The organism is Granulicella tundricola MP5ACTX9 (assembly GCF_000178975.2).
GTDB classification, from domain to species: Bacteria; Acidobacteriota; Terriglobia; order Terriglobales; family Acidobacteriaceae; genus Edaphobacter; species Edaphobacter tundricola.
In genome coordinates this window covers 1,185,506-1,211,664 of sequence record NC_015064.1, presented here as the reverse complement: position 1 = coordinate 1,211,664, position 26,159 = coordinate 1,185,506, and the positions used below count along the sequence as shown (strand labels likewise).

At 55.1% G+C, this 26,159-nt stretch carries 25 protein-coding genes; 11 read left to right on the top strand and 14 right to left on the bottom strand.

Annotated features, from left to right (window positions below):
- Window positions 1-5: 5 nt before the first annotated feature.
- The gene (locus tag ACIX9_RS05150) at window positions 6-434 is read right to left on the bottom strand and encodes a DUF6249 domain-containing protein (RefSeq protein ID WP_013579415.1); all 429 of its coding nucleotides are present in this window, start codon (window positions 432-434) and stop codon (window positions 6-8) included.
- A 107-nt stretch (window positions 435-541) separates the two neighbouring features.
- Here ACIX9_RS05150 and ACIX9_RS05145 point away from each other — a divergent pair, with 107 nt between their 5' ends.
- Entirely contained in the window at window positions 542-1,087 is a 546-nt protein-coding gene (locus ACIX9_RS05145) for an RNA polymerase sigma factor (RefSeq protein ID WP_013579414.1), read from the top strand.
- On the top strand, window positions 1,084-1,422 hold the full coding sequence (locus ACIX9_RS05140; protein WP_013579413.1) for a hypothetical protein: 339 nt from the start codon (window positions 1,084-1,086) through the stop codon (window positions 1,420-1,422). The genes ACIX9_RS05145 and ACIX9_RS05140 overlap by 4 nt, the downstream gene beginning before the upstream one ends.
- A gap of 17 nt (window positions 1,423-1,439) precedes the next feature.
- Here the strand turns inward: ACIX9_RS05140 and ACIX9_RS05135 are convergent, their stop codons facing one another.
- The 3 genes from ACIX9_RS05135 to ACIX9_RS05125 all read right to left on the bottom strand — a co-directional run bounded on the left by ACIX9_RS05135 (window position 1,440) and on the right by ACIX9_RS05125 (window position 4,834).
- Window positions 1,440-2,216: a hypothetical protein gene (locus tag ACIX9_RS05135; RefSeq protein WP_013579412.1), complete on the bottom strand. Its 777-nt coding sequence runs from the start codon at window positions 2,214-2,216 to the stop codon at window positions 1,440-1,442.
- Window positions 2,217-2,532: 316 nt separating this feature from the next.
- Window positions 2,533-3,666 carry a citrate synthase gene (locus tag ACIX9_RS05130; RefSeq protein ID WP_013579411.1) on the bottom strand — a complete coding sequence of 378 codons (1,134 nt, stop codon included), beginning with the start codon at window positions 3,664-3,666 and terminating at the stop codon, window positions 2,533-2,535.
- 127 nt (window positions 3,667-3,793) lie between these two features.
- On the bottom strand, window positions 3,794-4,834 hold the full coding sequence (locus ACIX9_RS05125) for an NAD(P)/FAD-dependent oxidoreductase (RefSeq protein ID WP_013579410.1): 1,041 nt from the start codon (window positions 4,832-4,834) through the stop codon (window positions 3,794-3,796).
- A gap of 143 nt (window positions 4,835-4,977) precedes the next feature.
- Here ACIX9_RS05125 and ACIX9_RS05120 point away from each other — a divergent pair, with 143 nt between their 5' ends.
- Window positions 4,978-5,820 (top strand): hypothetical protein, encoded by an 843-nt coding sequence (locus ACIX9_RS05120; protein ID WP_013579409.1) that lies wholly within the window; start codon window positions 4,978-4,980, stop codon window positions 5,818-5,820.
- A 276-nt stretch (window positions 5,821-6,096) separates the two neighbouring features.
- Here the strand turns inward: ACIX9_RS05120 and ACIX9_RS05115 are convergent, their stop codons facing one another.
- Complete coding sequence (locus tag ACIX9_RS05115; RefSeq protein WP_083808390.1) at window positions 6,097-6,867, bottom strand: CPBP family intramembrane glutamic endopeptidase; 771 nt, start codon at window positions 6,865-6,867, stop codon at window positions 6,097-6,099.
- Between the two features lie 34 nt (window positions 6,868-6,901).
- Here ACIX9_RS05115 and ACIX9_RS05110 point away from each other — a divergent pair, with 34 nt between their 5' ends.
- Window positions 6,902-8,080 carry an acetyl-CoA C-acetyltransferase gene (locus ACIX9_RS05110; RefSeq protein ID WP_013579407.1) on the top strand — a complete coding sequence of 393 codons (1,179 nt, stop codon included), beginning with the start codon at window positions 6,902-6,904 and terminating at the stop codon, window positions 8,078-8,080.
- A complete protein-coding gene (locus tag ACIX9_RS27300; protein WP_332308625.1) occupies window positions 8,035-8,877 on the top strand; it encodes a class I SAM-dependent methyltransferase in 843 nt (280 codons plus the stop codon). Before ACIX9_RS05110 ends, ACIX9_RS27300 begins: the two co-directional genes overlap by 46 nt.
- On the opposite strand, the gene ACIX9_RS05100 is transcribed toward ACIX9_RS27300, so the two are convergent.
- On the bottom strand, window positions 8,874-10,373 hold the full coding sequence (locus ACIX9_RS05100; RefSeq protein ID WP_013579405.1) for an L-serine ammonia-lyase: 1,500 nt from the start codon (window positions 10,371-10,373) through the stop codon (window positions 8,874-8,876). The genes ACIX9_RS27300 and ACIX9_RS05100 overlap by 4 nt on opposite strands.
- A gap of 75 nt (window positions 10,374-10,448) precedes the next feature.
- Window positions 10,449-11,384 (bottom strand): HEAT repeat domain-containing protein, encoded by a 936-nt coding sequence (locus ACIX9_RS05095; RefSeq protein ID WP_013579404.1) that lies wholly within the window; start codon window positions 11,382-11,384, stop codon window positions 10,449-10,451.
- 93 nt (window positions 11,385-11,477) lie between these two features.
- On the opposite strand from ACIX9_RS05095, the gene ACIX9_RS05090 reads away from it, so the two are divergent.
- Window positions 11,478-12,425: a YifB family Mg chelatase-like AAA ATPase gene (locus ACIX9_RS05090; RefSeq protein WP_013579403.1), complete on the top strand. Its 948-nt coding sequence runs from the start codon at window positions 11,478-11,480 to the stop codon at window positions 12,423-12,425.
- 68 nt (window positions 12,426-12,493) lie between these two features.
- Here ACIX9_RS05090 and ACIX9_RS27645 read toward each other — a convergent pair whose 3' ends face one another.
- Window positions 12,494-13,708, bottom strand: a complete 1,215-nt coding sequence (locus tag ACIX9_RS27645; protein WP_083808389.1) for a TniQ family protein — start codon at window positions 13,706-13,708, stop codon at window positions 12,494-12,496.
- A 169-nt stretch (window positions 13,709-13,877) separates the two neighbouring features.
- Complete coding sequence (locus tag ACIX9_RS27295) at window positions 13,878-14,096, bottom strand: helix-turn-helix domain-containing protein (protein ID WP_083808388.1); 219 nt, start codon at window positions 14,094-14,096, stop codon at window positions 13,878-13,880.
- A 179-nt stretch (window positions 14,097-14,275) separates the two neighbouring features.
- Between ACIX9_RS27295 and ACIX9_RS05080 the strand changes: the two genes are divergently transcribed.
- The 3 genes from ACIX9_RS05080 to ACIX9_RS05070 are packed head-to-tail and all read left to right on the top strand — an operon-like array spanning window position 14,276 to window position 17,600.
- Window positions 14,276-15,817 (top strand): recombinase family protein, encoded by a 1,542-nt coding sequence (locus ACIX9_RS05080; protein ID WP_013579401.1) that lies wholly within the window; start codon window positions 14,276-14,278, stop codon window positions 15,815-15,817.
- Window positions 15,814-16,680 (top strand): plasmid partitioning protein RepB C-terminal domain-containing protein, encoded by an 867-nt coding sequence (locus tag ACIX9_RS05075; protein WP_013579400.1) that lies wholly within the window; start codon window positions 15,814-15,816, stop codon window positions 16,678-16,680. Before ACIX9_RS05080 ends, ACIX9_RS05075 begins: the two co-directional genes overlap by 4 nt.
- A gap of 2 nt (window positions 16,681-16,682) precedes the next feature.
- Window positions 16,683-17,600 (top strand): plasmid partitioning protein RepB C-terminal domain-containing protein, encoded by a 918-nt coding sequence (locus tag ACIX9_RS05070; RefSeq protein WP_013579399.1) that lies wholly within the window; start codon window positions 16,683-16,685, stop codon window positions 17,598-17,600.
- Window positions 17,601-17,634: 34 nt separating this feature from the next.
- On the opposite strand, the gene ACIX9_RS05065 is transcribed toward ACIX9_RS05070, so the two are convergent.
- The 5 genes from ACIX9_RS05065 to ACIX9_RS05050 all read right to left on the bottom strand — a co-directional run bounded on the left by ACIX9_RS05065 (window position 17,635) and on the right by ACIX9_RS05050 (window position 22,387).
- On the bottom strand, window positions 17,635-18,645 hold the full coding sequence (locus tag ACIX9_RS05065; protein WP_013579398.1) for an HNH endonuclease: 1,011 nt from the start codon (window positions 18,643-18,645) through the stop codon (window positions 17,635-17,637).
- Window positions 18,646-18,856: 211 nt separating this feature from the next.
- Window positions 18,857-19,213 (bottom strand): DUF3761 domain-containing protein, encoded by a 357-nt coding sequence (locus ACIX9_RS27640; RefSeq protein ID WP_083808387.1) that lies wholly within the window; start codon window positions 19,211-19,213, stop codon window positions 18,857-18,859.
- Between the two features lie 53 nt (window positions 19,214-19,266).
- The gene (locus ACIX9_RS05060; protein WP_013579397.1) at window positions 19,267-20,343 is read right to left on the bottom strand and encodes an HNH endonuclease; all 1,077 of its coding nucleotides are present in this window, start codon (window positions 20,341-20,343) and stop codon (window positions 19,267-19,269) included.
- 51 nt (window positions 20,344-20,394) lie between these two features.
- Window positions 20,395-21,336 carry an HNH endonuclease gene (locus ACIX9_RS05055; protein ID WP_013579396.1) on the bottom strand — a complete coding sequence of 314 codons (942 nt, stop codon included), beginning with the start codon at window positions 21,334-21,336 and terminating at the stop codon, window positions 20,395-20,397.
- A 250-nt stretch (window positions 21,337-21,586) separates the two neighbouring features.
- Window positions 21,587-22,387, bottom strand: a complete 801-nt coding sequence (locus ACIX9_RS05050; RefSeq protein ID WP_013579395.1) for a hypothetical protein — start codon at window positions 22,385-22,387, stop codon at window positions 21,587-21,589.
- Window positions 22,388-22,575: 188 nt separating this feature from the next.
- Here ACIX9_RS05050 and ACIX9_RS05045 point away from each other — a divergent pair, with 188 nt between their 5' ends.
- Both ACIX9_RS05045 and ACIX9_RS05040 read left to right on the top strand, forming a co-directional pair.
- Window positions 22,576-23,817 carry an SIR2 family protein gene (locus tag ACIX9_RS05045; RefSeq protein ID WP_041596952.1) on the top strand — a complete coding sequence of 414 codons (1,242 nt, stop codon included), beginning with the start codon at window positions 22,576-22,578 and terminating at the stop codon, window positions 23,815-23,817.
- A complete protein-coding gene (locus ACIX9_RS05040; RefSeq protein ID WP_083808386.1) occupies window positions 23,778-26,132 on the top strand; it encodes a DUF4020 domain-containing protein in 2,355 nt (784 codons plus the stop codon). Before ACIX9_RS05045 ends, ACIX9_RS05040 begins: the two co-directional genes overlap by 40 nt.
- The last annotated feature ends 27 nt before the right edge of the window (window positions 26,133-26,159 follow it).

The window sequence follows — 26,159 nt, the reverse complement described above, 5'->3', positions numbered from 1 at the left end:
AAAGCTTAACCAATCTCCAAGCCGAAGCGGGCCATCTCCCGCTTCTGCAGTTGATAATCGACAACGAATCCAAGGCCGATGGCGAGCGGAATAAGACCGATCGCCGCTCCTGCCATGACATCTCGCTCATGAAGAATGAAACTGATCACCGCAAAGAACAGCATAAGACCTAAACCGCTGGAGATAAGAACGACAGCTGTGCGGCGCGCATTTCCCAGTGAACGCATTGGATCCTTGACCGGCCGCTCTTCCTCATCCTTCGCAGTCTTAAGAACGGCTTCAATCTCCACGAGCGGAATTCCTCGTGCCAGCATGGCCATCCGCTGATCGGCTTTCACCCTTCTTGCGTGAGCTTGACTGAAGAGTCCCCCGGCGATGGCGACGATCGCCACCAAAAACGCTCCCAACGGCACGACAAACGGGCTAAATAACATGATCGTTTCTCCTTTTCTGCCCGCGTTAGACCAAAGATGGAAGTGAAAGTTTCATTAACTCCAATGAAACTTTCGATCTATTCTCAGGTCTAAGCCCGTGAACCCGCATGCCCTCCGAACCCAGCTTCGAGCAAATCGTCCAAGACCATCAAGCTATGGTCTTCCGCACGCTCGTGCGTCTCACAGGCCGGACGAATGACATAGAAGACCTGGCCCAGGACGTCTTCTTACGGCTCTTTCGAGCTCTCCCATCCTTTCGCGGCGACGCTCTCGTCACCACCTATCTCTATCGAATCACCGTGAACGTGGCGCAGGACGAGTGGAAGAGACGCCGTCGTGAAGACCGGCGTCACGTTTCGATCTCAGACGATACCGAAGGCTGGGACGACCGACTTGCAGATCCTAATCCAAATGCCATGGAACAGCTTGAGGAGACCCAGTTTGCTGATCTGGTCAACGAGCAGCTCAACCAACTCAGCCTAATCGAGCACACCATTCTGGTTCTCTATCACCAGGAAGAACGCTCTTACGATCAGATTGCAACGGTCCTTGGCATGCCGATTGGTACGGTACGCACTCATCTTCACCGTGGGCGCAAGAAGATTCGTTCCGGCCTCCAGACCTCAACCGCTAAAATGAAAGTGACAGTATGAAGATCAACAGTGAAGGCCGGTATCCCGAGATGTCAGACGCTCTTGACGCCCGGATGACCCGTGCTCTTGAACAAAGCCCGACTTTCAGTATTCCCGAAGGGTTCGCCGCGCGCTTAGCCGCGGCGAATCCGCCGCGCGTTGCTCCGCGAGCTATTGCCACCAACATCGGCCGCTCGATGCTGTTTGTGGCAATAGCCGTCCTGCTCCTCGTGATGGTGGCGTTGGCTCCCGCTGCGCTTCGAGCCTCCGCTCCGTCACTCGCTCTGGAGTTCTCCTTCGCAGTGGAGTTTGTCGTCCTCGTCTGCTACGTAAGCCTCAAGCCATCCCTGCGCTGACGATTGCTGTTCGAGCCTCAGCGAACGACATCTGCTGGTGGAGAGCGCAGGAGGAAGGTCAGCGAAAAGCCCGCGGTATCGATCTTCGAGCGAAGGCTCCGATTATAAAATCCCGATACCACAACGTGGCCGTTGAGCGGTATATCGAGCGTGTTGAGGAAGCCGTTATCTTCCGTTCCGCCGGTGTGTGCAGATGTCGTAACCTTCTTCTTGCCCCTGCCCGTCGTTGAATAAACCGTACCTGCATCCAGCGGAAGCTCCTCGTACGCTTCGGCCTCAAAGTTCATATTGTGGGTGAGGGCGATGGAGGCACCAGCTTGAAAGTGTGCCAGCGTCCCGACGGCGGTGTAACTCTTTCGAACGCGATCACCGACAAGTTGAGAAGAGTCGCCCAAGCCGATCTCAACATCTGGCGAGATGATTCCGAATGCTCTCTCAAAGTGGTTATTAAAATTGTACGTAACCTGGCCGGCCCCAAGACCATCGTCCTGACTACCGCTAGGAAGGCCCAAAGTAGCGGTCAGGTTGTAGTCGAGGAGATTGAAGCTGGTCTCGTAGTGACTATTGAGGGCCGCATCGCCCGGGGTGAACTTCTCATTCGCGAAGACATAGACCGGTCGCGCCTTGGTGCCTTTATTCTGCTGAACGTTGATGTACGTGTAAATGGGAACCGTGGCGTCAGCGGAAAAGTGAGAGTTGAAACGCCATGCGACATCGGGAGTTATCAGAGAAGACCAGCCATTGGAGGAGTCATGCTGTGAGCTGGTGCCAATGGAAATGTTCAGCCCCTTCACATAGGGGACGATACCCGCGGGCCCTTCGTCGTTCGTAGTAGCAGAAGCGGTCGTGCTTCCAGCGTCCTCGGCCGCCGGTTTGGCTTGGGCGAGAAGAGGCGTCGTAGTGAGGAAGAACAGCAGAGCAGAAGTTCGGAATCGATTGAGGTTAGGCAGACAAACTCCAAGGCATTGCAGGCGAGCGATTAGATCCCGAGGTTACGTATGTGGACACGACTCGGCAAGTAAAGTTTTGTAGGCATTGAACTTACGATCCAGACGCAAACAAAAACGGCCGCCTGCTTTCGCAAACGGCCGTCCGTGTTACTCAGTGAAGCTAACGACTTTCAATCGGGGTATACGGCGCAGGATAAGCAGGCCCAGTGTATTCGGCACGCGGACGGATCAGCCGGTTATCGTCGTGCTGCTCGATCACATGAGCGGCCCATCCGGAGATACGTGAGATCGCAAAGATTGGCGTAAACAGATCGATGTCGATGCCAAGCGTGGTGTACGTGCTCGCAGAATAAAAATCCACATTCGCATTGAGCTTCTTTTCGGATTTAACGAAGGCTTCGATCTTCTGGCTCATATCGAACCACTTGGTATTGCCCGCAGCCGCGCCCAGTTCACCGGACATGCGACGAAGATGCGTCGCCCGGGGATCTTCCGTGTGATAAACGCGATGGCCGAAGCCCGAGATCTTCTGTTTGGTCGCGAACATGTTGCGGACGTATTCGACTGGATCTGCACCAGCCTCGTCAATGGCGTAGAGAAGCTTCATGGTCGCTTCGTTCGCACCACCATGCAAGGGCCCTTTGAGAGCACCGATGGCACCGGTAATCGCCGAGTGCATGTCGGACAAGGTGGCAGCGATCACTCGTGCGGCAAAGGTGCTGGCATTGAGCTCATGATCTGCGTGGAGAATGAGGGCAATGTCAAAGGCGTTGGTGGCAGTCTCCGAAGGCTTTTCGCCATTCAGCATCCAAAGGAAGTTCGCAGCATGTGAAAGGCTCTTGTCGGCTTCGACAATCTCCTTCCCTTTGCGTATCCGATCGAAGAGAGCGACGATCATCGCGATTTGCGCGGTGAGACGGAAGGACTTGCGAACATTGGCGTCGTGGCTGGAGTCTTTCTCGTCGACGTCGTAGATCGATGCGAGCGAAACTGCCGTACGAAGGACCTCCATTGGGGAAGCAGACGTCGGAACAGACTTGAGGAGATCGATAATCTTCGGGTCCAGCACGCGGGCTGCGGCCAGCTCAGCGGAAAAGGCTTTCAGCTCCGATCCAGACGGAAGTCTGCCGTTCCACAAAAGATAGGTCGTCTCTTCGAACGTGGACTTTGAAGCCAGTTCATGGATATCGATACCGCGGTAGGAGAGGACGCCTGCGTCGCCATCGATCCAGCAGATAGAAGAGGTGGTGGCGACGATACCTTCAAGACCCTTAGGCGCAACGACAGTAGACATTTACACTCTCCGACGGATAACAGAAACCTATCCAATAAGTAACTACGGTTATAGACCAGCGGAGAAACTGTTGTCACCGGTTTCGTGCGAATATCGGAGCTGTTGTGCGATTTGAGGGATAAGCAAGCTAAAAGCGGCCAGGATCGAAGGGAGCAAGATCCACATCTACGTTCTCTCCCATGAGGAGTTGCGCGACGACGTGAGCAGTAGCAGGTGCAAGAAGGATTCCGTTCCGGAAGTGGCCATTCGCGAGCACGTAACGAGGCTGACGCGGCGAGGGACCAAGGATGGGTAAATCATCGCGCGTCGCTGGACGCAATCCTGCCCACGACTCAACGAAAAGGGCCTCAGCCAACTCAGGCAGCAGTGCCGTAGCCTGTGCGTTGAGCGTGAGGATGTCTACCGGATGGACCTTGAGGTCGTAACCCGCATTCTCCACCGTTGCGCCAATGATTGCGCGGCCCGCGTTCGGACCATCGGTACGAGGAACGATATAAATCTTTTCCGTGCGGATCACAGTTTTTAGCGGCAGACTCTTCGGGAGGGTCACAGCCAGCATCTGTCCCTTCCGGGGTGCGACCGGCGCGGGCGACCAGGCACCCATGCAATCAACGAAATAGCCAGCACTCAAGGAGCCGGCAGGCGTCTCCACGCGAACCGACGCAGGTCCGGCAGCGATACGGGTCAGGGGAGTATTTTCACGTAGGTCGATCCCTCTACCCTCAATCTTCCGCGTGTTGCGAACGGCCATTAGGAGAGCCTCAGCCAACTGCCGCGGATCAACGGAACGCTCGTCCAGAAGCGAAAAACGATGCGAGCCAGGCTCTAGTTGCGGCACCAGCGCCTTCGGATCACTGAGAAAGTCGGCATCCGGAGAGACCGCCTGCAAGGTGGATGCGGTTTGAAAGGGGATACGAACCCCAGAAAGGTCTGAAATGTGGTCGAGGAAGCCTGGGTACAAAGACGTGCTGACTTTGGCGAGCGCATGCAGCGCGATTGGATTATGGGGGTCGTCAGCCGCTAACATTCCAGCAGCGGCGGTACTCGCCTGCGCCATGGGCGTGCCGGCTTCGAGAACGACGACGGAAGCTCCGCGGCGATGCAACTCAAGCGCAAGCGAAAGCCCAATAATTCCTGCTCCAGCGATAACGTAATCCGGTTCAGCCACTCGTCTATTTTAGAGGCTTTCTCAATGCAGGTCCGGCACACCTAATTTGTTTGAAGCGGACGAAGGCAAGATAGCGTAATTTGATCGAGACACGTTTTGTCTTGGTAATTGTCTAAATGCCAGGCAAAGCGAAGGAGAAAACAATGAGCGGTCAGTACGAGACAAACGGAGCGGAGCGCCCGCTGCCGATGGCGGTAAAGGCGAGCCTCGGGGCGGCAATCTTGCTCGCTCTTGGCGCGCTGATCTGGTGCTTCGGCCTGAGCAATCATCTGAGTGTCGCCGAAAAGCAACTCGCAGCGGCGGAACAAAGAAACTCGGAACTTGCTCAAAAGCAGGATGCGCTGAGTGCCCGGCTGCGCGCGACTACGGAGACTCTTGGGAACAGCGTCGGCATGACGCAGAAGCAGATCGATCTCAAGACCGCCAGCCTGCTTGCAGCGCAACAGGCGGCCGTACGGGCACAAACGGCACAGACCGCGAAGCTTGAAGAGCAACAGGCTGCAGCATCGAAGCAGATCGGTGCCGTCGCAAGTGACGTCTCAAACGTAAAGACGGATGTAGGGGGAGCCAAGGCGAGCATTGCGGAAACCCAAAATGATTTGAATACGACCAAGGCGCAGTTGCAGCGCACGATGGGTGACGCCGGCGTCATGAGTGGGTTGATCGCACGGACGCACGATGATTTGGAGCTTCTGAAACATAAAGGGGACCGCGCTTACTTTGAATTCACACTGCGCAAAGGCGACAAGCCAACATTGCTTTCGTCAATCAAACTGCAAGCAAAGAAGGTCGATGACAAGCATTCCAGGTACACGATGATCGTGAGTGCGGATGATCGCAACATTGAAAAGAAGGATAGGAGTCTCGATGAACCGGTGCAGTTTTACTCAGGAAAAGATCCCGCGCTGTACGAGATCGTCGTGAACAATATCTCGAAGAATACGATCTCCGGCTATCTTTCAACACCGAAGGGATCAGCACAGTGAGAAGCGCAGACTGATTGCTCTCGGTGAACGCTATGACGCAAAACGGGGGACGCTGAGAGCGTCCCCCGTTCTGCGTTTGCCTTGTGTTTCTTTGCCTTGGGATGGTGCGCCTCACGGCTGACCTTTGCCTATTCTCCCTGTCGAAGTTTCTCGACTCTGCATGATGCTTCGTTGCAGCTAACGAAGGTATAGATTTGCGAGAAAACAGTGTCAAGAGAAAAACGAATCGTATGCAAAATTCTTTTGTGTATTAAATGTGCAGAACGCGTCCGCAATTCAATGCTGCATCCGGTAGTGCTCAAGCATGGGACGTGCCAGTGCAAGGACGGCGACGAGAAAGTCCTGCAGCGTATGAGCGACGATGACGGCGCGAATATCTCCTTTCAGAGATCGCACGATGAAGCCATACACCAGCGCAAGCGCCGCCAGAGGCAGAATGGCTGCAAGACCTTCGTACAAATGTACAGACCCAAAGAGGAGTGAAGACAAAACAAGCGCGAGAACGGGCCGTCTGATCCACGCAGTAAATTGTTGCGTAAGGTAGCCACGAAAGATGAGCTCCTCACAGATTCCAGCGGTAAGCGAGAGCGCAAGCCAGAGCGCAAACTGTGATGTCGTCCGCGGAAGCATCGCCAGCATCGCCGCTGCATTCGTCTTGGTGCCAAGCGGTGTGAAATGAATGGCAATTGCGACAATCGCAATGGCAACAAAACCCAGACAATATGCCGCGATGCCATTTCCTAACGATTGCAGCCATGTACTGCTTCGACTGCGAAAAGCCTGTAGCAAGAACGCTTTGCGGTTCCGAATCCTAGCCAGTACAAAGCCAAGCAGGAGCCACTCCAAAACGATAGAAGATCCGTAACGGAAGGGGATGGAAGGGTGATGTGCGAACGCGAGCAAGCGGCGGTGCCCGGTAAAGGTGCTCAGCGCCAGAATCATAAGCAGGCCCATGGTGTGAAGCCATGGCGCTATTGGGCTGGGATGAGTCTCGGGAAAGGGTGGAGGAGGGATCGCAGTATGCGTCAGTGTCAAATCTTCCTGCATGAGACGTATACTACGGCGTTGATTGGAGTATGCAATGCGTGATGTGGTGATCGTTTCTGCGGTTCGTACGGCCGTCGGCAAGTTCCAAGGTGCATTGAGCGAATTATCCGCGACACAACTCGGTGCTTATGTCGTTCGTGAGGCGGTGCTTCGTGCCGGCCTTCCGCCGGCAGAGGTGAATGAGTGCATCATGGGGTGCGTGCTGCCCGCAGGACTCGGACAGAATCCCGCGAGGCAGGCCGCACTCGGCGGAGGTCTTGCGGATAGCGTTGCGGCGCTCACGATCAACATGGTTTGTGGAAGCGGATTGAAAGCCGTGGCACTCGGTGCCCAGGCGATCATGCTCGGGGACGCAGAGATCGTGGTCGCAGGCGGCATGGAATCGATGTCGAATGCCCCCTACCTCCTGCCGCAGGCCCGCAAGGGCTACAGGATGGGCGACGGAAAGGTCGTCGACTCCATGGTCAAGGATGGTCTCTGGTGCGCCTGTGACGATCAACACATGGGAATGACCGGCGAACTAGTGGCGGACAAACACTCGATCACCCGCGAAGAGCAGGATGCCTACGCGGTGGAATCACACCGGCGTGCGGCGAACGCCTGGGCAGAAGGAAGATTCGCAGCCGAGGTCATGGCGATCGAGACCCCGGGCAAGAAGGGGACGGTAACCGTCTTCGATCATGACGAGAGCATAAGACCGGACACGTCGCTGGAGTTGCTCGCGGCCTTGAAGCCTGCTTTCAAAAAGGACGGCACTATCACTGCGGGAAACGCTCCGGGTGTGAACGATGCCGCCGCCGCCTTGGTGCTCATGTCTGCTGAGAAGGCGAAAGCACTGGGGCTGAGGGTGCTGGTCAAGATCAAGGCACAAGCGCAAAGCGGCGTCGCTCCAAGATGGGTGATGCTCGCTCCAGTGCTTGGTGTGGAGCGCGTGCTGAAGAAGGCTGGCTGGAGCAAGGATGGGGTTGACTTGTTCGAATTGAACGAAGCATTCAGCGTTCAAGCTCTGGGCGTGACCAGGGAGCTCGGGTTGGACCTGAACAAGGTGAACGTGAATGGAGGAGCAGTGGCCATTGGGCACCCTATTGGGGCGAGCGGAGCTCGCGTGTTGGTCACTCTGATCCATGAGATGTTGCGACGTGATGTACATCGAGGCGTCGCTGCCCTATGTCTGGGTGGAGGCAACTCGGTCGCCTTGGCGGTGGAACGATGACACAGCATGCAGAGCGCTTTACAGGCAGGGTCGAGGAATATGTGCGATTTCGATCTCGTTACCCGCGACAGGTGCTCGATGTCTTGCGGGAACGATGTGGGCTAACGCAAAGCGATCTCATCGCAGACATTGGAGCCGGCACCGGCATGCTGTCAGAGCTCTTTCTTGAGGCAGGCAACCCGGTCATTGCTGTCGAGCCCAACTCCGAAATGCGCGCGGCCTGCAGGATGCTCGCGGCGCGATTCCCGAAGCTGAGCATCTCAGACGCATCAGCCGAAGCTACGGGGCTCACGAAGACCTCCGTTGACCTCGTAACTGTGGGACGTGCCTTCCATTGGTTCGATCAGGAACGAGCTTTGGCTGAGTTTCACCGTATCCTCAGGCCTGGGAAATGGGTCACCCTGGTCACAAACAGGAGGTCACAACGCGGTTCTGCACAGGCTGAGGAGTATGAAAACATCCTGCTCGAGTTCGGTAAGGACTATGAGCAGGTTCGAGGCTCTTATCGAAGCTTTGAAGGTCTCAGGCCTTACGGAGGGGCAGAAACATTCGAGGTCAAGATGCAGGCAGACGAGCAGATGACCCTTCAGGAATTCGTAGGCCAGACACAGTCTTTGTCAGTCGCGCCACTGGTTAGCGAACCCGGGTTTGAAGAGATGCAGAGGGCTCTCGAAGCATTCTTCCTGAAGCGAGCAACGAAGGGTCTGCTAACGCTGGAGACGGTCTGCGAGGTTGTGGGGTGGAAGACGCCCGGCGATTCCGAACGTTCCTTCCCTGAGCAGTCAAACCATATCTAACACTCAATAATGTTCAATGCGAGACCGGCCTGACTGGTCTCCTTGTAACGGCTCTGCATATCCATGCCTGTTCGATACATGGTCTCGATGACCTGGTCGAGCGAGAGTTTGTGCCCTTCTGTCTCATGCATCGCCATGCGACAGGCATTGACTGCCTTTACGGCTCCCATGGCATTGCGCTCGATGCAGGGGATCTGCACCAGACCACCAATCGGGTCGCAGGTCATACCCAGATTGTGCTCCATGGCGATCTCTGCAGCGTGTTCAATCTGGGCGTTGGTACCGTTCAGCGCCGCAACCAGTCCCCCCGCAGCCATTGAACACGCAACACCGACCTCCCCCTGGCAACCCACCTCCGCGCCTGAGATGCTCGCATTCTCCTTGTAAAGAATGCCGATCGCGGCGGCGGTCAAAAAGAAGCGAATCAGCGAATCACGCTTATCATCGTCTGATTTCTCAGTGTCGATGAAGCGCATGTAGTAATGCGCGATCGCCGGGATGACGCCGGCCGCTCCATTGGTGGGCGCAGTGACAACACGCCCACCCGCCGCATTTTCTTCATTGACAGCGATAGCATACAGAGAAACCCAGTCAAGCGGTGCCAGCGGGTCCCGGGGCTTGCCGGAGTGATCGAGAGCCTGGATACGCTCATGCAGACGTGGCGCTCGACGACGCACGTTCAGGCCGCCAGGAAGAATCCCCTGGGTCGCGATCCCTCTCTCCATACAAGACTGCATCGTCCCCCACAGGGCCAATATGCTCTCTTCAACCCGCGCCTTGACGCCGATGCCATTCCCACCCGAGAGCAAAGGACGAGAGATCGGCTTCAAGTCTTGGTTGGCCTCTTCGGCCTCCAGCAACGCACACTCGTTCGCCAGAATGAGCTCAGCGATAGTGAGTCCACTCCGCTCGGCTACTGACAGTAGTTCAGCGGCGCTTGAAAACGAATATGGAACCTTGCGTGGCGATACAGACTTCTCCTCTGGATTCGGGGCCAATTCAGACGCCGAAAGAATAAAGCCACCCCCAACGGAGTAGAAGATCTGCTCAAAAACGACCTGGCCTTCTACAGCGAGGGCAGTAAATCGAAGACCGTTGGGATGCGAGGTAGCGGCCTCTGATCCCGGCGGATACATCTGATCGCGATGGAAGATGAGGTCCGTTGATTCCGTGAATGCGATCCTGTGCGTACCACCTACAGAAAGAATTTGAGAGCTGCGAATCTGCTCCAGGGTGGCATCGATCGTCTCGGGATCGATCGTATCCGGCGCCTCTCCGCTGAGCCCAAGGAGAACGGCTCTGTCAGTCCCGTGGCCAATTCCGGTGAAGGCAAGAGATCCATACAACTCAGCACGCAGGCGAGCCGTCTGGGAGAGGCGTCCGGACATAGCATCGAGTTCACGTACAAAGCGGAGAGCGGCGCGCATTGGACCCACTGTGTGTGAGCTTGAAGGTCCAATGCCAATCTTGAAGAGTTCGAAGAGACTTGTATTCATAGTGTGAAGCGGCTCTGCTTAGAGAGTGTTAGAGTCCGCTTCTTGATTGTAGGCGTTGACTCCAGAAGCAAGAGCTCATGAGACCTTGTGGCTATGGCTCCTGGCGGACGACTTCGGCGAAACAATCGCGGAACCCGTATTGATCAGATAAGCCGCAGCGGCAGTCAGTCGAACCGGAGCGCGACCGTCCGGGAACTGATCCGCCAGGGCTATCGCGACTTCAGGCTCGTGGAATGTCGCGAGTGCTTTCGCAGCCGCGACTCGAACCGTTGCGTCCTTGTCGGATAAGGCCGCTATGAGCTTTGTGCGAATGGGCGCAGTATGGTTCTCCGCAATCTGTTCCACGGCTGTTACCCGGGAGAGATTCCCTCCATTCTTGCGCATGTATTCCAAAGCAGTAATTCCCATCCCAAACGGTCCCAGAAGCATGCCGGCACCTTGCATCGCTCCGAGCTTCGCCAGCGTAGAAGGATGATGGAGATCGCGGTTCATCGTATGCATGGTGCCATTGACGAGCCCGGGGTTCGCACTACGTTCTCCATCAACGACCGCTACCAGAATGTCCTCTCCAGACCGGTCATTCATCTTCCACAGCGTCGTAGCAGCCGCAAAAGCAACCTGCGGCTCTTTGTCATCAAGCATCCTGCGAAGATCCGCAGCGACGTCAGGCGATTTGGTTTGTCCCGCCGCCAGAATCGCGGCAGTCCGAAGATCGACATCAGGATCATTCAGGGTGTCAAGGATTAGCTTCAGAGAGCGGGGGGTACTGCCTAAGATCCCCAGGGCAGCCAGCGCCTGCACCCGTGTGTCCGGATGCTTGGTATCGTTCAACGCGGTCGTTAGCATGGACCACGCCCAATCCTTATTTGCCGCAACCGAGTTGTCCGGGGGGAGGGAGGCGGATTGCCCCGTCGACGAAGGCTCAACCTGCTGTCCTAGACAAGGCTGAGAAGGCACCAGAAGCAGCGTTGCAAGAAATGTAGGTGCGACAAAACGCAGTGAAGTCATCATGAGAGGTCTCTGAATATAAAGTGGCGCGGCTTGATTGATTGTAGATGCTATACTCCGGGAACTTTCCGCCTCAAGGGATCACCAGGCAAACACATGCTCTTCAAGGCACTCAGCGCAGCTGTCTACGGTATCGACGCGCACATCATTGATGTAGAAGTCGACTACTCCGGCACCATCCAGGAGAAGGCGGAGTTCAGCACGGTAGGTCTTCCGGATGCGGCCGTCCGGGAGAGTAGGGACCGCGTCCGCTCCGCCATACGAAACTCGGGCTTCGACCTCCCTACCACTCGAATCATCATTAACCTCGCCCCCGCAGACATTAAGAAGGAGGGGTCTGGTTTTGATCTTCCTATAGCGGTCGGAATCCTGGGCGCCTATGGTGGGCTGCACCTCAAAGACCTGAGCGACTTTCTCCTGGTGGGAGAACTTGGACTGGATGGTTCACTGCGCTCAGTTCAAGGCATGTTGCCCATCGCCATCGCCGCCCGCGCCCGCGGGATCAAGAATCTGGTCATTCCGGCTGGAAACGCACGTGAGGCCGCCGTGGTCGAAGGCGTCAACGTCTATCCAGTCAAAACATTGCTTGAGGTGAGAGATCTTCTCAATACGGCTGCCTTTGGTGCCATCACGGCTGTTCCATTGAGGGTAGAGACCACCGCCCTTCTGAACGAGATGCAGCACTTCCCCGCCGACTTCAAAGACGTGCGCGGTCAGCACGTCGCCAAGCGCGCTCTGGAGGTAGCGGCAGCAGGGGCCCACAACATTCTGATGATCGGGCCGCCCGGTTCGGGCAAGACGATGCTGGCAAAGCGCCTACCGTCCATCCTCGCCCCCATGCGCTTTGAAGAAGCGCTGGAAACCACGAAGATCCACTCAGTCGCCGGCGTCCTCAACGCTGATGAAGGGATGGTCGCGCACAGACCGTTCCGAGCGCCACACCACACTATCTCCGACGCCGGCCTGATCGGCGGAGGAGCTGTGAGTAACAGAAGTAATGCTAACTATTCACAAGGAGCGCTAACTGTGCGGAAGTATCCATAACCGGGTCACGTGTGAGTTCGAGGGGGAGTGATCGATACTCGAAGGGGTGACGCAGTTTTGAGGTGCGATTAGTACTTTAGCGTACGTTTACTTAGATCTGAACATATTTGCGGCTTCACACTGTGATTGGGAGATGTCGGTCCTGAAACCGAACTCCTGACCTTCTGAGCTAAGGAAATCCTAAATGGTCCGCGGTTCGGGAGTTCAACACTGCAGTCAAGAGTCGGTAGAACCCAATTAGGCAGCTTTGAACGCGAGTCTCTCAGTGAAGATCGAATTCCCGCGAAGTGTGTTGCGAGCTCCCTCAAATTTACTGGCCAACGTCCGAGCATCTCGGCGCAATTGGAAAGCAGCTTTGCGCGCGTCACAGCAGTAAGCGATTTAAAAGACGCACGCAAGTGAAGCGGGCCCAAGTCCTGCACCTCGCAATCCTCTGTGACCTCTCGCAAGAACCGTACAGGAGCCTGCGACATCCAAAGTACCTCGGATCGAACGGGTCTCGCCTTCCAGTTCCCGTTCAAGAGTTGAGAGTTTATTGCCCAATGCAAAATCGCAAAGTAGTCCGATATCTGATCAGAGTTGTCATGACGGTTTAGGGCCAAAGAGAGATGATCATCCTGCAGCTGCAGAATCGACTGCATACTATTCGATGAGAGGCCCTGGACCTCGTCAATGGATCCACCTCGAAGATCTCCTTCACAGTACTTGCAGCGAAGATGAAGACGAACATCCGCACAATCCAAAAACTGCGCCGGTTTTGCGGTATCCACTGGGGCTATGCAGTGCGGACAGCGGTCAGATAGAACGCGTTTATGAAGACTGCACACTGTCACAAAGGAAAACCTCCACGATATGTGCAGGTACGGATCGGCTTGATCAAGGCATAAGGGGCAATATTGTCCCCCACCCTGAAAATGGCTCCCGCGGAAATGTCCGCCTTTGCCCGAAAGCAGCTTGGGCCGAGGGAGCAACCATTTCGTGATTTCTGACTGATGTGGTTCCTGGAACTTCTCGGAGAAACGTACGAGACTGGCCTTCAGCAAAAAGTCTGGTGAGAAACTCAGGTTATCGGCAAGACAAGCAATTAGAGCAGGTGGGAGTAGTTGATCGAAGTCTGAGCTGTCGAAGGAAGGATATTCATCGAAAGCCTTTACTGAGCCCATGAACTGTCTCACCGAAAGTCGATAGAGTTGAGCTAATCGAAACAAGTAAGAGTTCAACGACTCATCAAAGTAAGGTCGAGGCCGAACGGACAGTCGTTGTGCGTACACTCGATTGGTCATAAGCCTGACGGTCCCTAACTTCGTCTCTGCTGCTTGTCCCTGAGTTGATCAGGCCCCGAAATGTTCACGATTGTCCTATACACAAGTCACCGAGCGCGGTGGGGGCTGCAGCATGTTAACTCCTGAACCTTGCCTGCGCAGAGAGATGCTCGAGAAGGGGCAACGCCACCTACAGGAAGTAGCTCAGGGGAACTTTGTAGAGAGCGGCGAATGTCTGGAGCTCAACGAAATCGACGCGCCGCTCACCAGACTCACACTTAGACACAAAAGATTGAGGCTGTTGAAGAGACTTTGCGACCTCCAGCTGAGTCAATCCGGCGCCGAGGCGGGCTTCTTTTAATCGAACTCGGAAAGCCGCATAGGCTTTTTGATAGACAGCGTTGTTCAGGGCACAGCCTCATCAGCACGCCCCTAATAAATAGATTCCTCTCGCTCTATATCCCAAAATCGGATATTGTAGATGCCGTTGTAAATGCAGGTACCCTGCCGTTTCGAACGTCGGCCCGATTCATATTCCAATGAGAAATTACAGCGGCGCAGAGTGCGTCCGCTCAAGGCGGTCCGATCGTGGCTTTAGCTTCTTTGCATTCCGCAGGTCGAGCAGCCACCTATGTTCGAATGTCGACCGAACATCAGCAGTATTCGACAGAAAACCAGGCGGACACAATCGAGAAGTATGCCGTTAAGCACAATCTCGCCATCGTGAAGCGCTTTGTCGATCATGGGAAAAGCGGGCTTACCTTAGCCGGACGGGTGGCCCTTCGAGACCTCTTGTTGGAGGTGGAATCCGGCACGGCAGACTTCGAAAGAATCCTCGTGTATGACGTCAGCCGCTGGGGAAGATTTCAAGATAGCGATGAGGGTGTTTTCTACGAATACCGCTGCAAACTCGCGGGGGTCACTGTCCACTATTGTGCAGAACAGTTCGAAAATGATGGAAGCCTTAGCTCGAGTATTCTCAAGACCATCAAACGGTCAATGGCAGCGGAGTATAGTCGTGAGCTTTCGGTCAAGGTTTACGCTGGGCAATGCCGCCTAATCGAATTGGGGTATCGCCAAGGAGGACCAGCAGGATTTGGGTTGAGGCGACAGCTTGTTGATCGTGATCGGGTGCCGAAGGCGATTCTCGCTACCGGTGAGCAAAAGAGCTTGCAGACCGATCGAGTCATCCTCATTCCCGGTCCAGACGCCGAGATCTCAATCGTTCGAGAGGTGTATAAGCTTTTTACGGTCGCGGGTCATTTAGAACGAGAGATTGCCCAAATCCTAAATTCGCGAGGTGTCGTGACAGATTTGCGACATCCTTGGACGAGGGGCACGGTTCACCAGCTTTTGACGAACCCTAAATACATTGGTTCGAATGTGTTCAACCGCCAATCCTTCAAGCTGAAAAAGAAAAGGGTCAAGAACCCTTCCGATTTATGGGTCCGCCGAGACTCTGCTTTCGAAGCTATCGTTCCACTGGATCTGTTTGTCCGAGCCCAGGAGATCATACAGGCCCGTCATTATCGTCTGCCAGACGAGGAGATGTTACTCCAACTGCGTCGACTGTGGGAGCGGGTGGGAAGCCTCTCGGGCTTTCTGATCGATGAGGATGACAACATGGCCTCGAGCGGTGCATTTCGCTCCCGATTTAAGAGTCTCCATCGGGCTTACCGTTTGATCGGCTACAAACCAGAACGAGATTTCAGCTACATCGAAGTCAACCAGCGTTTACGGGAGCACCATCGCGAGGTTTGTGACGGGATCGTGTCGCAGCTTCGTTCCCATGGAGCAGCGGTTGAGAGCCGCCTGAGTGGCATGTTGCTAATCAATGGGCAATTCACGGTGTCTCTCGTACTGGCGCGATGCCAAGAGTTGCGAGGTGGCGCAAACCGCTGGCGAGTGCGCCTGGATACTTCCGAGCTGCCGGATATCACCATCGCTGCACGTCTAAGACCAGGAAATGCAGAAGTCTTGGACTTCTACCTTCTGCCTAGCTTGGATCGGCTCTCGCATAAGTTGGCGCTTGCCGCCGAGAACCCGTTTGCCTTGGATGTTTACCGCTTCGATACACTCGACTTCTTCATGAGCCTGAGCCATAGGCGCGTACTTTGGGAGGCTGCATGAAGATTTCTGAAGTTCCTACGGTCCCGATCGCTGAAATCAGGATTATCAATCCAAGGGTCCGAAGTCGGATGACGTTTGATCAGATCGTCGCCAGTATCGCAACACTGGGTCTCAAGAATCCAATTACTGTCTCGAACCGCCACCTCGATGCCGACGGCACTCGTTACGATCTGGTCTGTGGTCAGGGCCGCATTGAAGCCTTTCTGGCACTCGGGCGTGTGAGCATTCCGGCTCTAATCGTTGACGTTTCCAGGGAAGAGCAGTTCCTGATGAGTCTCGCAGAGAATATCGCCCGAAGAGCACCTTCCGATCTTGGCTTGCTAAAAGAGACGAGGAGCCTCCTCGAGCGAGGTTACGGCCTTGAGGAAATTGCTCTCAAGCTGGGTCTAAGTCGCCAGTACGTTGCAACCATTATGGTCCTGCTGAAGAACGGGGAAGCAAAGCTCATTAGCTTGGTCGAGAGTGGCAAAATACCCATCACGGTCGCTACTCAGATCGCCACTGGCACCTCAGCGGATGTGCAACAGGCACTCACAGAGGCATATGCAACAGGAGATTTGAGAGGGCCGGAGTTGAGAGCGGCTCGGCTTCTGATCAAAAAACGTCAAGCGGGGCAAAGGCCTGGAGGTCCAAATCGAAAGCCGAAGGTCCCGCTCACCAGTCAGGCTGCCGCTAAAGAGTACCGCGAGCAAACGCAGATACAGCGGAACCTGATCAAGAGAGCGAGCATCGTGAGAGAAAGACTCGCGTTGGCTGCTGCCGCCTGTACCCAGCTCTTCGCTGATGAGAACTTTCAAACGTTGCTGCGGGCAGAGGGCCTGACGTTTCTCTCGGACAAGCTTTTGGACAAGACAAAGGGGTAAGCATGGCTGCTGAATCGGTGAAGATCGCATTTATCCAAGAGGTTCTGGAAGTTCCTCTTGAAAGTCTGAAGGCGCTAAAAGAGACGACTGCAATTGTGATGGGATGCCGTAAATACAAGCAAATCAAAGCATCGCTGGAGCATATCGGGATGATTGAACCTCTTGCTGTCTTCCCTCAAAAGGATGGAAGCTACCTAGTTCTGAATGGAAACCTACGGCTACACATCCTCAGGGAGCTAGGACACACCTCCGCCCGTTGCATCGTGGCGCTGGACGACGAGTCCTATACATACAACAAGAGAGTAAACGCGATGTCTCCGATCGCCGAACACTACATGATTTTGAAGGCAATCGCGAATGGAGTCACCGAAGAACGATTGGCAGTGGGACTGAGTATCGATATAGAAGCAATCCGGAGGCGCAGGAATCTCCTCGATGGAATATGCCCGGAGGCCGTAGACATGCTGAAAGACAAGCGCATCAGTCATGACACTTTTTCATCCTTGAGAAAGATGAAGCCGCTCCGTCAGATCGAGGCAGCGGAGCTGATGATTTCCGCTTCGAATTACACCTCACCATTTGCCGCTGTCATTCTAAGTGTCACTAAACCCGAACTGCTGGAGAAGCCGCCCAAGAAGTCAACACGAGCAGATCCGCCGCACGCCAGCTCTCTCCTTGAGGAGACAACAGACTCTCTCATCAGTGATTTGGCCCACGTTCGCAAGACATATGGGATCGACGTTCTCTCGTTGACGGTCATCTGCCGGTGCATCGAAAGTCTGATCGAGAACCGAGCCGTGGTTCGATATCTACAGCTGAATCACACCGACATTTTTGAGGAGCTAAAGCGTCTGGTTGATCAATCGAATGCAGATCGAGCGCACTTGGCCCCGCATGAAACCTCTGATGAGGCAGCTTGATCTATCTTCTTTTAGAAGGCTGAGTAAATTCGACTTAAGAAGACCCACTCACTGCTGCTCGCAGGAGAACAGAATTCCTGTGGTACTCGAGGAAATGATGCTGCCCTTCGGTAAACGTCCCAACATTTAATCGGCCGTGCGTCGCCACTCCCATGCGCTCTAGCGAGGGTAAATGGGCTACAGGAGAGATAATAAGAAGACCGGACTGCTCAAAGCTGATGAAGCCTCGATCAAAGAGGTGGTCGATCGATGGGGTCAGCAAGAGCCCGTTTTCACCATTTAAGCGCTCTTCGTTATTCGAATCTCGCCAAGGCTTGCAATGACTTGCGCGGAGGTGGGCCGGGTTCTCAACGTGGGTAATGCGGCATCGCCTCTCCACCTGCGATACGCGCTGCTTGAATAAGCCTTGACCTCTTCGTGCGATGATCAACGATTGCCGATCCGTCTCGGGGATGTCCGGAGCCGTTTCGATTGTTTGTTCGATGTGGTGTTCCCAGATTTCGAGATCTGACTTGTAGGACTGAGCCTCGGGCGGCCCGAGCTCTGTCATGGCGGTCCGCGCTATATCCTCAGCCTGGATGCCAATAAGACCCATGAGTGCCTGTGCCATCAACTCGGGTACACGGGTAAGATAGACCCCTTGGTTTCCATTGCCGGAGTCCTGAAGAGGCGAGTATCTCAGCGGAAGCGTCGTCCGGAGTAGATCGATGTGATCCTTAGGGCGAACCTCTCGTTGTAGGCGGGTGAAACGAACACTAGCGCGCCAACCGACCGCCTCCCAATTCATACCAATTCGGCCGAACTCTGCGGGCTTTGGACTTTCCTCGCAAAAGGAAGCGACAACACCGATCGCGGCAATTCTGGTGTCGACAAAGGAGAAGACTAGATCTCCGGGGGCCAGCTCCCTCATGAATTCGTAGAAGGGGTTCTTTGATCCAGACGCGCTTCGCTTCGGAGACCATAGATAATGACCCTCGAGTTCTTGGCGGTATGTCTGATTTTGGTTGACCCACCAGTAGCGCATCTTCGCAACCTCGTGCATCATGACGTGCAATCTCTGCAGCGTGAGTCAAGCGAATGTAGCAGATCCTTGGAGCCTGTTCTTCCGCACCTTGAAGCCAGCCACAATGATGAGAAGATCTACTTTGAGCGTATCTGCGTTTTGCCGAAAGGCCGCTCTGCTTCTCCATAAAAAGAGCGTGCATATCGCACCTTTAGGGCATTCCCGAAGGAGCAAAGGACCTTCGTTTTGATCCCTAAAGCCACTGCGAGACACCTCCGTGATGGGAGCATGTCCCCTGATGATGCTGGCTGAAGCTGTAGGACCCATCCCGACACTGCGCCGAAGCTCCTTGCGGTACGGTGGACGACTTTGCTGGAGAATGGACCACATTCCCATTACTGTTCACATAGTGATGATCGTTGCTGAGGATGGCCGGAGTAGGTGTCACCCGTGCCGCAGCCGCGGGCCGAGTCACCGTTACAGGAGGAGTGCCATAGTGGATGACGGGCGCGGGGGTGGGAGTCGTCGCTTGAGTTTGCTGAGCTGTGGCTGGAGCTTGTACGAAAAGTGAAACTAAGGCGATGAAACAAAGTCGAGCAAAACGCTTCATGGTGTTCCTCAAACGGCTTAGGGTCCGTGTGCGCATCCTACACCTCGGTCAAGTCAGGAGGAAGCATTTCCCACAATGCCCTCATTCGCAGAGTCGGGAAAGGCGTTCCGCCACGCCGGGGAGAGGGGGCCAAGGATGTCGCCATGCATCCAGGTCAGGCCCTTCGCGTCTTCCGTCTGCGCATAGGACCAGTAGGCGACACTGTTCGCACTCTTCAGATCGCACACCACGCGACCTGCCATGGCGCTCGCCAGTCCGTCGCCGTCACGCCGATTGCGATCGGTCCAGCGGTCCAGGTGGTCCGCATGCGCGATACGGTCTCGCTTCTTACTGTTACAGCGACGGTCGGCGAGAACGAGATTGTGGACCAAATCTGCCGGGTACCTTGACCAGGGAATAAAGTGATCGACCTCCGCCCGAACCTCTATAAGTGCTCCGGCACAGTAAAAGCATCGTCCGTCCTGAAGCTCCATTAACACCGGCTTGGCCGCTGTAAGTGCACTTCGTTCTGCTCCGAAGAGGAAATCCCGCAAGTCGGTGGGCTCTCCTATAAATTCGCCGTTCAGCCGACGAACATCCCGCAGCCACGCGGCACGAACGAGGTCCTGCACCAGGGTAAAGAACTGGCGGAAGCAGTAGGCGATGCCGTGCCTCAGCTCAATATCCTTGGTCCCGCTTCGTCCATAAAGGAAGTCCAGAGTCTCTAATCCGACGACCTGCAGCCGCCAAAGAGGTTGCTCGCGGAGCGTCGGCACAACACTTCTCACCAGCGCATTCCATGCTCCCGGCAAACGCATCATGCTCGCAAGCGAAACTCCGTGGCTCTGGCGAGCTTCGCTGACAAGGCGGATGATGCGAGCCTGGCTTCCGGTACTTTGTTGTAGGACACGTGTCTCCTGCCCTCCGGCATATGGCGTCGCATGTCGCCAGTAGTACTCGACAAGCTTTTCAGCGATCGCGAACAAAGAGAACACGAGCGGCTCACCGGAGTCATCGCCATGCTCGACCGAGAGGTCCGCAAGTGCAGCTAACAATGCGTACTTATAAGTAGCCGTGAAAGATCCCTCAGCGAGCAAACGCTGCAGGTTGGTCAGGAACTTGATCTGCTGAGCGGGTGTTGGAGGAGGCACGGGATCTCGATCTTGGAGATAAGTCTACTGCCCAGCACGGGGCAGACCGCGCTACTGGAAGATGTTGTACGCGTGAAATTCGAGGTTCTCGAGGGTGGGACGCGCCCAGACCTGTGTCGGCTCTCGAACTAACTGGCCTTCGAGCTTGTAATAATCTTTTCCGTTGTCGAATTCCTCGCGGATGCGGGAACTGACAAGGACGCGCCGGTCCTTTGGGTCAAGGGTCATGTATCCCTCGTCAAACAGTCGATGCAGGTCACTGCGCATCAGCAGGCCGTTGGAAAGTTCATGCCGCTGAACGACAGCATAGGGCTTGATGTGCGCCGCCTCGAGAACCGGGAGGGTGCGCTCCCCGCTGATCGCACATCGCCGTTCGTAAGCGTCGGTAAGCAGGACGCGGAACAGGCCTTGGCCCAGCCGGGGAAGAGTGATCTGTGGTTTTCCAAAGCCATTTGACTCGATCGCGGCGAGCGCCGCCGTCCCTGGTTGGAGGCTCGCAGGTTGGAAAAGTTCGATTCTCTGGGCAACCTCCTCCCAGAGCGCTCTGCCTGTGCCCAGTTCCGAGTCGTAGCCCTTGCCTTGCACGGTATTCAGTCTGAAGTCGGGAGGAGAGGGGATCCACGCCTCGCGTGGCCAGAAGAAAGGCTCTGCGAGCATGACGCAGCCAATCGTGGGGTTCTCAGACGGCAGCATGAGCGTGCGTCGATAGAAGCCGATGCGTTCCCGCATGTCATGTAGCGATCGAACGCCATTTGCCTCGCGAAACGAATCCCAAGCCAGGTTGACGGGGATCTGCAGGAATTTGGTGAAGAAACCGCCACCAGCAATGAAGTTGTCCGGGGCATGCAGCTTGAAGAGCAGCAGTTCGCCTGGCTGCAGGGCCTTGAAGGTTGCATCGGGGGAGGGACGCCAAAAGTTGACCTCGTCGACCTGGGACTTGGACGCATGGAGACCAAACCATTCGCTATCGGTGACTGCAACAAAGAGACGCATCGGTGTAGCCCGAGTGTACGTGAGGAAGGAGCCCTGGGAAGGCGTCGCACGTCCGAGAACTGGACGTTCTCAGGCGCTAACGTTTTACCTAGTTTCCAGCAAGCAACAACATGGCTTCGTATCATCTGACTTCGCCGGAGGCCACACATATGTCCGAAATCACCACTATGCCCTTTGGGACAGAGGTACACTTCTTCAACGTAGCCGAGTGTGAGCTCTCGCCGGCCTCGACACGGTCTCACACTTCCCGTTACAAGGGCAATGATGTTCGTGGTGAACGAATAGGTAGAGCGAAGTGATAGTTTGGATCGAGTCCCTGACTGCGCGCGCGAAAACTCCCCAACCTGGGCGCGAGCTGTTCCCAAATCTGCGTCGACACTGCATCACAGGCTCGAATCATCGTACCTTGCAGTGTGTTCTTATCTTTGTCGGCCGAGGCATATACAAGCGCGGTTCGCGGCGGCAGCAAGTTGGCACCGTAATATCCAACCTTGCGGGTGTTGATCTCACGGTGTTGGCCCAGTTCGCTATCGACAATGATAGCCAGGCGCTCGTCGTCGTGGCGAAAGCGAGGTAGATAGTTTTGCAGGGTCAAGTGCCAGCCAATCCGTTCCGGGTTCACTCCCTCCGCAACAGTGCTAATCAGGAACCCGCCGAGTGGAAGCCATGGGATCTGTCCGTGGTAATGGTTGAGGGGCTCTGGCACGTGATAGGAAGCGCAGATACTCCAGCGAAAACCCTTAACTATGTGAGTATTCGTATCGACCGCGATGACTCTGTCAAAGTCCAGGAGCGCCTTTGCGGAGGTGAAGCGACTGAGACCGAACGTAGGAACAGATGAGACAACTTTGGGCTTACCACTGGATCTGAGATAGCTGGTTTCGGTGCGAGTTGACCCGGGCTCCGCACCTTCTATTTCAATCTCGTCGCGCAATGGATCGTAGTGTACTGTTAGCTGCCCGTCTGTAGCGTCGACCGTGCCGTAAACTGAATCGCTGCGCTTCTTGCTGTAGCCTTGATCCGAATTATCTTCAGGCGGATTCTGAATCATATTTGCTTCCTATAGTCTTAAGTACCTGCTTCTTAGCCGCGGATTCAAGGATACGAGACATGTGACGATTTCAGAACCACTGTTCATGACAGAGCGGTCCGGCATGAGCTAATTTGGGCTGCTACTCTAGGTAATTAACGAGGATTTTGTTCTCTACAGGTCAAGATGATTTTAGCTGAGCGGCAACTATGAAACTTCTCGACGTAGATATGCCGCAGGCGATAATCGATGCTCACAAGCGAGGTAAACTCGTCATCTTCGCGGGAGCTGGAGTGTCGATGGATGCTCCGGCGAACTACCCAAACTTTGCCAATCTCGCAGACGAGATTGGGGGAGCCGCTCATCCAAAGCTCGAGAACGAACTGATTGATCGATATCTCGGTCGGCTAGAGCAAGAGGGTCTTGCTGTTCATGATCGGGTCAAGCGCTTGTTGTCCGATCCGGATTCCCGTCCTAACCACCTGCATGAATCGGTAATCCGGCTTTTCGGTACGTCACAGCGGATTCGAGTGGTCACGACCAACTTCGATGATCACTTCAGAGGCGCAGCTGGTCGCATCCTTGGCAGCGACCCCCAAATCTATCGCGCCCCCGCACTTCCTCTCGGAAATGACTTCGAAGGCATTGTTCACCTCCATGGCTCAGTCCTAGAAGACGCGAAGAAGCTAGTGCTCACGGACGCGGACTTTGGGCGGGCATATCTAACGGAAGGCTGGGCTCGCCGTTTTGTTCAGCGACTCTTTGCTGAGTTCGTTGTGCTATTCGTTGGTTATAGCCATCAGGATTTGCCTCTCCTATATCTGGCACGAGGTATTTCTGCAGCCGAGGGAGGCCCGGGTCGGTATGCGTTGACCGAACCATCGATCGATAGCTTCTGGTTCAATTTGGGAATCACCCCGGTACATTATCCACTACGTGATGCCCCACTTCCCCGGCACGGCGCGTTGGGGGATTGTTTAGCGAAGTGGTCCGAGCTGGCAAATCTGGGGGCTCTGGGCACAGAAGCGGAGATTCGGCGAATCGTCACCTCGGGTCGTCCTGAGAGTCTAGAGGAATCAGACTTTATAAAGCAGGCACTCCTTGAACTGAGTTCGGTGCGGTATTTCACTCGCCATGCTCGTGACCCACATTGGCTGGAATGGATATCCGAGCACCCTGATTTCAGCGCGATCTTTGCTCCCGGCGCATCGCTCAACGAAAGGTCTGGCGAACTTTCGTTCTGGTTTGGTGAGTATTTCGCAATTCCGCACTTTGTGCCGCTATCGAGGTCGTCCGGGAAAAGGGAGAGACGCTATCTCCCAATCTCTGGCACAACATCGCCATTGCCTTCCACCGTCACTCGACCGCCGGCGAACCATTGCGCTTTTGGACACCAATCTTATTGGAGACAATGCCGAGTAACGCTCAGTCGGATTTTTTTGCTTACATGATTGGGCACTGTACCCTCCCGGATGATCAGCCCGCTGCTCTACAGCTCTTCCGAAAGCTTACCGCGCCTAAGCTTGGCCTCAAGCGACGCTTTTTCCCGCCGAACGAGGGGGAACTTCAGAAGCCGGACGCCGAAGTCACACCGATCGGTAGCGATCATTGGGTAACTCACGTCTACCAGACCAATCTACGACCACACCTCGCCTCATTGGCCAATGAGCTTTCCCTTATCGTGACTTCGAGCTTCGAGGAAGCTAGGTCGCTGTTGTCGATGTATGGAAAGACGGGACAGAACTGGGACCCAATCAGTTCCTCGCGAGGATCTACGGCCTCCCGAATGCAGGATCATCTGCGTAACGCGTTCTCTGTGCTGATTGACATCGGAGTCGATGTTCTCCTCTGGGCCAACGAGAATAGACCGGTGTTCGCTTCTGCTCTGATCGGACGGTGGATTGATTCGGAAGCTCCGATTCTCCGCAGACTCGCAATTACGGGCATGACCCATCATTCGGGGCCGAGTCCAGATGAGAAGCTGCGGTGGGCTTGCTCGAATAAACTGGTAGATAGTTTCGATCTTAAAAACGAGTTGTTCGCGTTATTGGCAGATGTTTATGGACGCTGTGGGGAGGAGGAGAGGAAGGCGTTCCTCACCCAAGCGGAAGCCAAATATCCCCCGAAGGGGGAAGACTATGAGCAGTACGAGATGTTCAATCTTCTGTCATGGCTTCATAAGCACGCGCCTGAATGTGCATTAGTCGCCGAAAAGCTCCACAGGATCCGAGAGCTTCAGCCCAAGTGGACTGTAAGGGAACACCCAGATTTCAACTCTTGGATCGGTGGTGGGGTTCGGCAGCTCACAGCTAGTAGCCCAGTTCCTACCTCACGTATAGAGGAGATGAATCTGGAGATGCTCTGCTCCGAAACTAGGAGACTCGCCCTGATCAGAGACACGTTCGGTGATTCCCCGAACGAAGGTTTCCTACAGGAAGTAGCCCGCGCAGTGTCATCTAATTTCGCGTGGTCTGAAGGCATCGCTAAGGAGGCACTCGCGAACACTGAGGTTCCTCTCGAGATCTGGTCAGCTCTACTGCGGGGTTGGACCTCCGGCCATTCTGAAGCAGAGTGGAAGCTTCTGATTGCGATCGTGGCTCAATTAGGACCGATATACGACGACCTGCTCTATGAGCTAGCGTCGCTGCTGAAGGGGATTATTACTCAGAGTGAGGCTGGTCTCCCGAATACTTTGATCGTTGAAGCGCTACTAGTTGCAGATGAAACGTGGGAGACTTGCGCTCGCGTTGAAACAGCTTTACCTGACCCCACCGATAGTTGGGTCAATATTGCTATCAATCGTTCCAGCGGGTACTTGATCGAGTTTTATTGCGATTCGCTCAGGTCACTCTGGCCGGAACGCGAAGAGCACAAGGAAACAATCGTCCTGATCCTGAACAGGCTGAAGCATATGACGACTGGGAGCTCACCAGCCAGTGAGATTGCGCGGGTCCTCGTTCCGGCAAACGCAGATTTACTCTTCGCGCTTGCACCAGATTGGTATCAGGACCATGTTCTTCCCCTTCTTGCAGCACCCGCGTCAGATCGCTCATCAGAACAAAGCTGGGACGGGTTTTTGTTCTGGGGTCGGTGGACACAAGAGATGCTTCCGGGACTGCTGCCCGCCTATATTAGCCATCTTCCCCAAGCAACCCGTAACTCGGACGAACGCTCGCGCATGTACTGTGGCCACTTGGCCGGTATAGCGGTGTTTGGGGCAATCAATCCCATCGCCAACGGTTGGCTTGCCGAGTTCGTGAGCAGGGCCTCGCGCCGCGAGCGGTTGCACTTCGCCAGCGAAATGACTCAGGGTCTCCGAGGTGCCGACCAACAGGCAAAAGATGGCGCTTGGAATCGTTGGCTGAAGGTGTACATACAGCGCCGGGTGCAGGCAAATCCGCTTCCCCTCGATCCGGAGGAGGCAGGTTCGATGTGTGAATGGGCGCTAATTTTGCCCAATCGCTATGCTGAGATCGTTGAATTGCTCGTCGCAGGACCAGCACCATCCGTCAAAGGCCAGATGTTTTACTACCGGTTACGCGAGGACAATGTAGTTGGTCTAGCACCCTCGCTCACAGCGCGATTGCTGACGGCATTGCTTTCCAATGAGGATGGAAGTGAGCTTTGGGATTTGGATCAAGTCGACGCAATGACGTCACAGCTGATCGATTTGAATCCCGCTGAACCCGCATTGTTACCTCTCTGTGAAGAGCTCGGGAGGTTGGGATCGACGAGCGCTCTCGGCTTTTTAAACCGCCTCGGCTGACCGAAAGATCTCTGATTCAAAGCGCAG

Coding starts and splice junctions, on each gene's coding strand:
- ACIX9_RS05150 (WP_013579415.1), bottom strand. CDS start 434: ATGTTATTTAGCCCGTTTGTCGTGCCGTTGGGAGCGTTTTTGGTGGCG.
- ACIX9_RS05100 (WP_013579405.1), bottom strand. CDS start 10,373: ATGAATACAAGTCTCTTCGAACTCTTCAAGATTGGCATTGGACCTTCA.
- ACIX9_RS05055 (WP_013579396.1), bottom strand. CDS start 21,336: ATGCGTCTCTTTGTTGCAGTCACCGATAGCGAATGGTTTGGTCTCCAT.
- ACIX9_RS05065 (WP_013579398.1), bottom strand. CDS start 18,645: ATGATGCACGAGGTTGCGAAGATGCGCTACTGGTGGGTCAACCAAAAT.
- ACIX9_RS05095 (WP_013579404.1), bottom strand. CDS start 11,384: ATGATGACTTCACTGCGTTTTGTCGCACCTACATTTCTTGCAACGCTG.
- ACIX9_RS05090 (WP_013579403.1), top strand. CDS start 11,478: ATGCTCTTCAAGGCACTCAGCGCAGCTGTCTACGGTATCGACGCGCAC.
- ACIX9_RS05145 (WP_013579414.1), top strand. CDS start 542: ATGCCCTCCGAACCCAGCTTCGAGCAAATCGTCCAAGACCATCAAGCT.
- ACIX9_RS05070 (WP_013579399.1), top strand. CDS start 16,683: ATGGCTGCTGAATCGGTGAAGATCGCATTTATCCAAGAGGTTCTGGAA.
- ACIX9_RS27300 (WP_332308625.1), top strand. CDS start 8,035: ATGTCTGGGTGGAGGCAACTCGGTCGCCTTGGCGGTGGAACGATGACA.
- ACIX9_RS05110 (WP_013579407.1), top strand. CDS start 6,902: ATGCGTGATGTGGTGATCGTTTCTGCGGTTCGTACGGCCGTCGGCAAG.
- ACIX9_RS05120 (WP_013579409.1), top strand. CDS start 4,978: ATGAGCGGTCAGTACGAGACAAACGGAGCGGAGCGCCCGCTGCCGATG.
- ACIX9_RS27640 (WP_083808387.1), bottom strand. CDS start 19,213: ATGAAGCGTTTTGCTCGACTTTGTTTCATCGCCTTAGTTTCACTTTTC.
- ACIX9_RS05075 (WP_013579400.1), top strand. CDS start 15,814: ATGAAGATTTCTGAAGTTCCTACGGTCCCGATCGCTGAAATCAGGATT.
- ACIX9_RS05140 (WP_013579413.1), top strand. CDS start 1,084: ATGAAGATCAACAGTGAAGGCCGGTATCCCGAGATGTCAGACGCTCTT.
- ACIX9_RS05045 (WP_041596952.1), top strand. CDS start 22,576: ATGAAACTTCTCGACGTAGATATGCCGCAGGCGATAATCGATGCTCAC.
- ACIX9_RS27645 (WP_083808389.1), bottom strand. CDS start 13,708: ATGACCAATCGAGTGTACGCACAACGACTGTCCGTTCGGCCTCGACCT.
- ACIX9_RS05130 (WP_013579411.1), bottom strand. CDS start 3,666: ATGTCTACTGTCGTTGCGCCTAAGGGTCTTGAAGGTATCGTCGCCACC.
- ACIX9_RS05115 (WP_083808390.1), bottom strand. CDS start 6,867: ATGCAGGAAGATTTGACACTGACGCATACTGCGATCCCTCCTCCACCC.
- ACIX9_RS05040 (WP_083808386.1), top strand. CDS start 23,778: ATGCCGAGTAACGCTCAGTCGGATTTTTTTGCTTACATGATTGGGCAC.
- ACIX9_RS05050 (WP_013579395.1), bottom strand. CDS start 22,387: ATGATTCAGAATCCGCCTGAAGATAATTCGGATCAAGGCTACAGCAAG.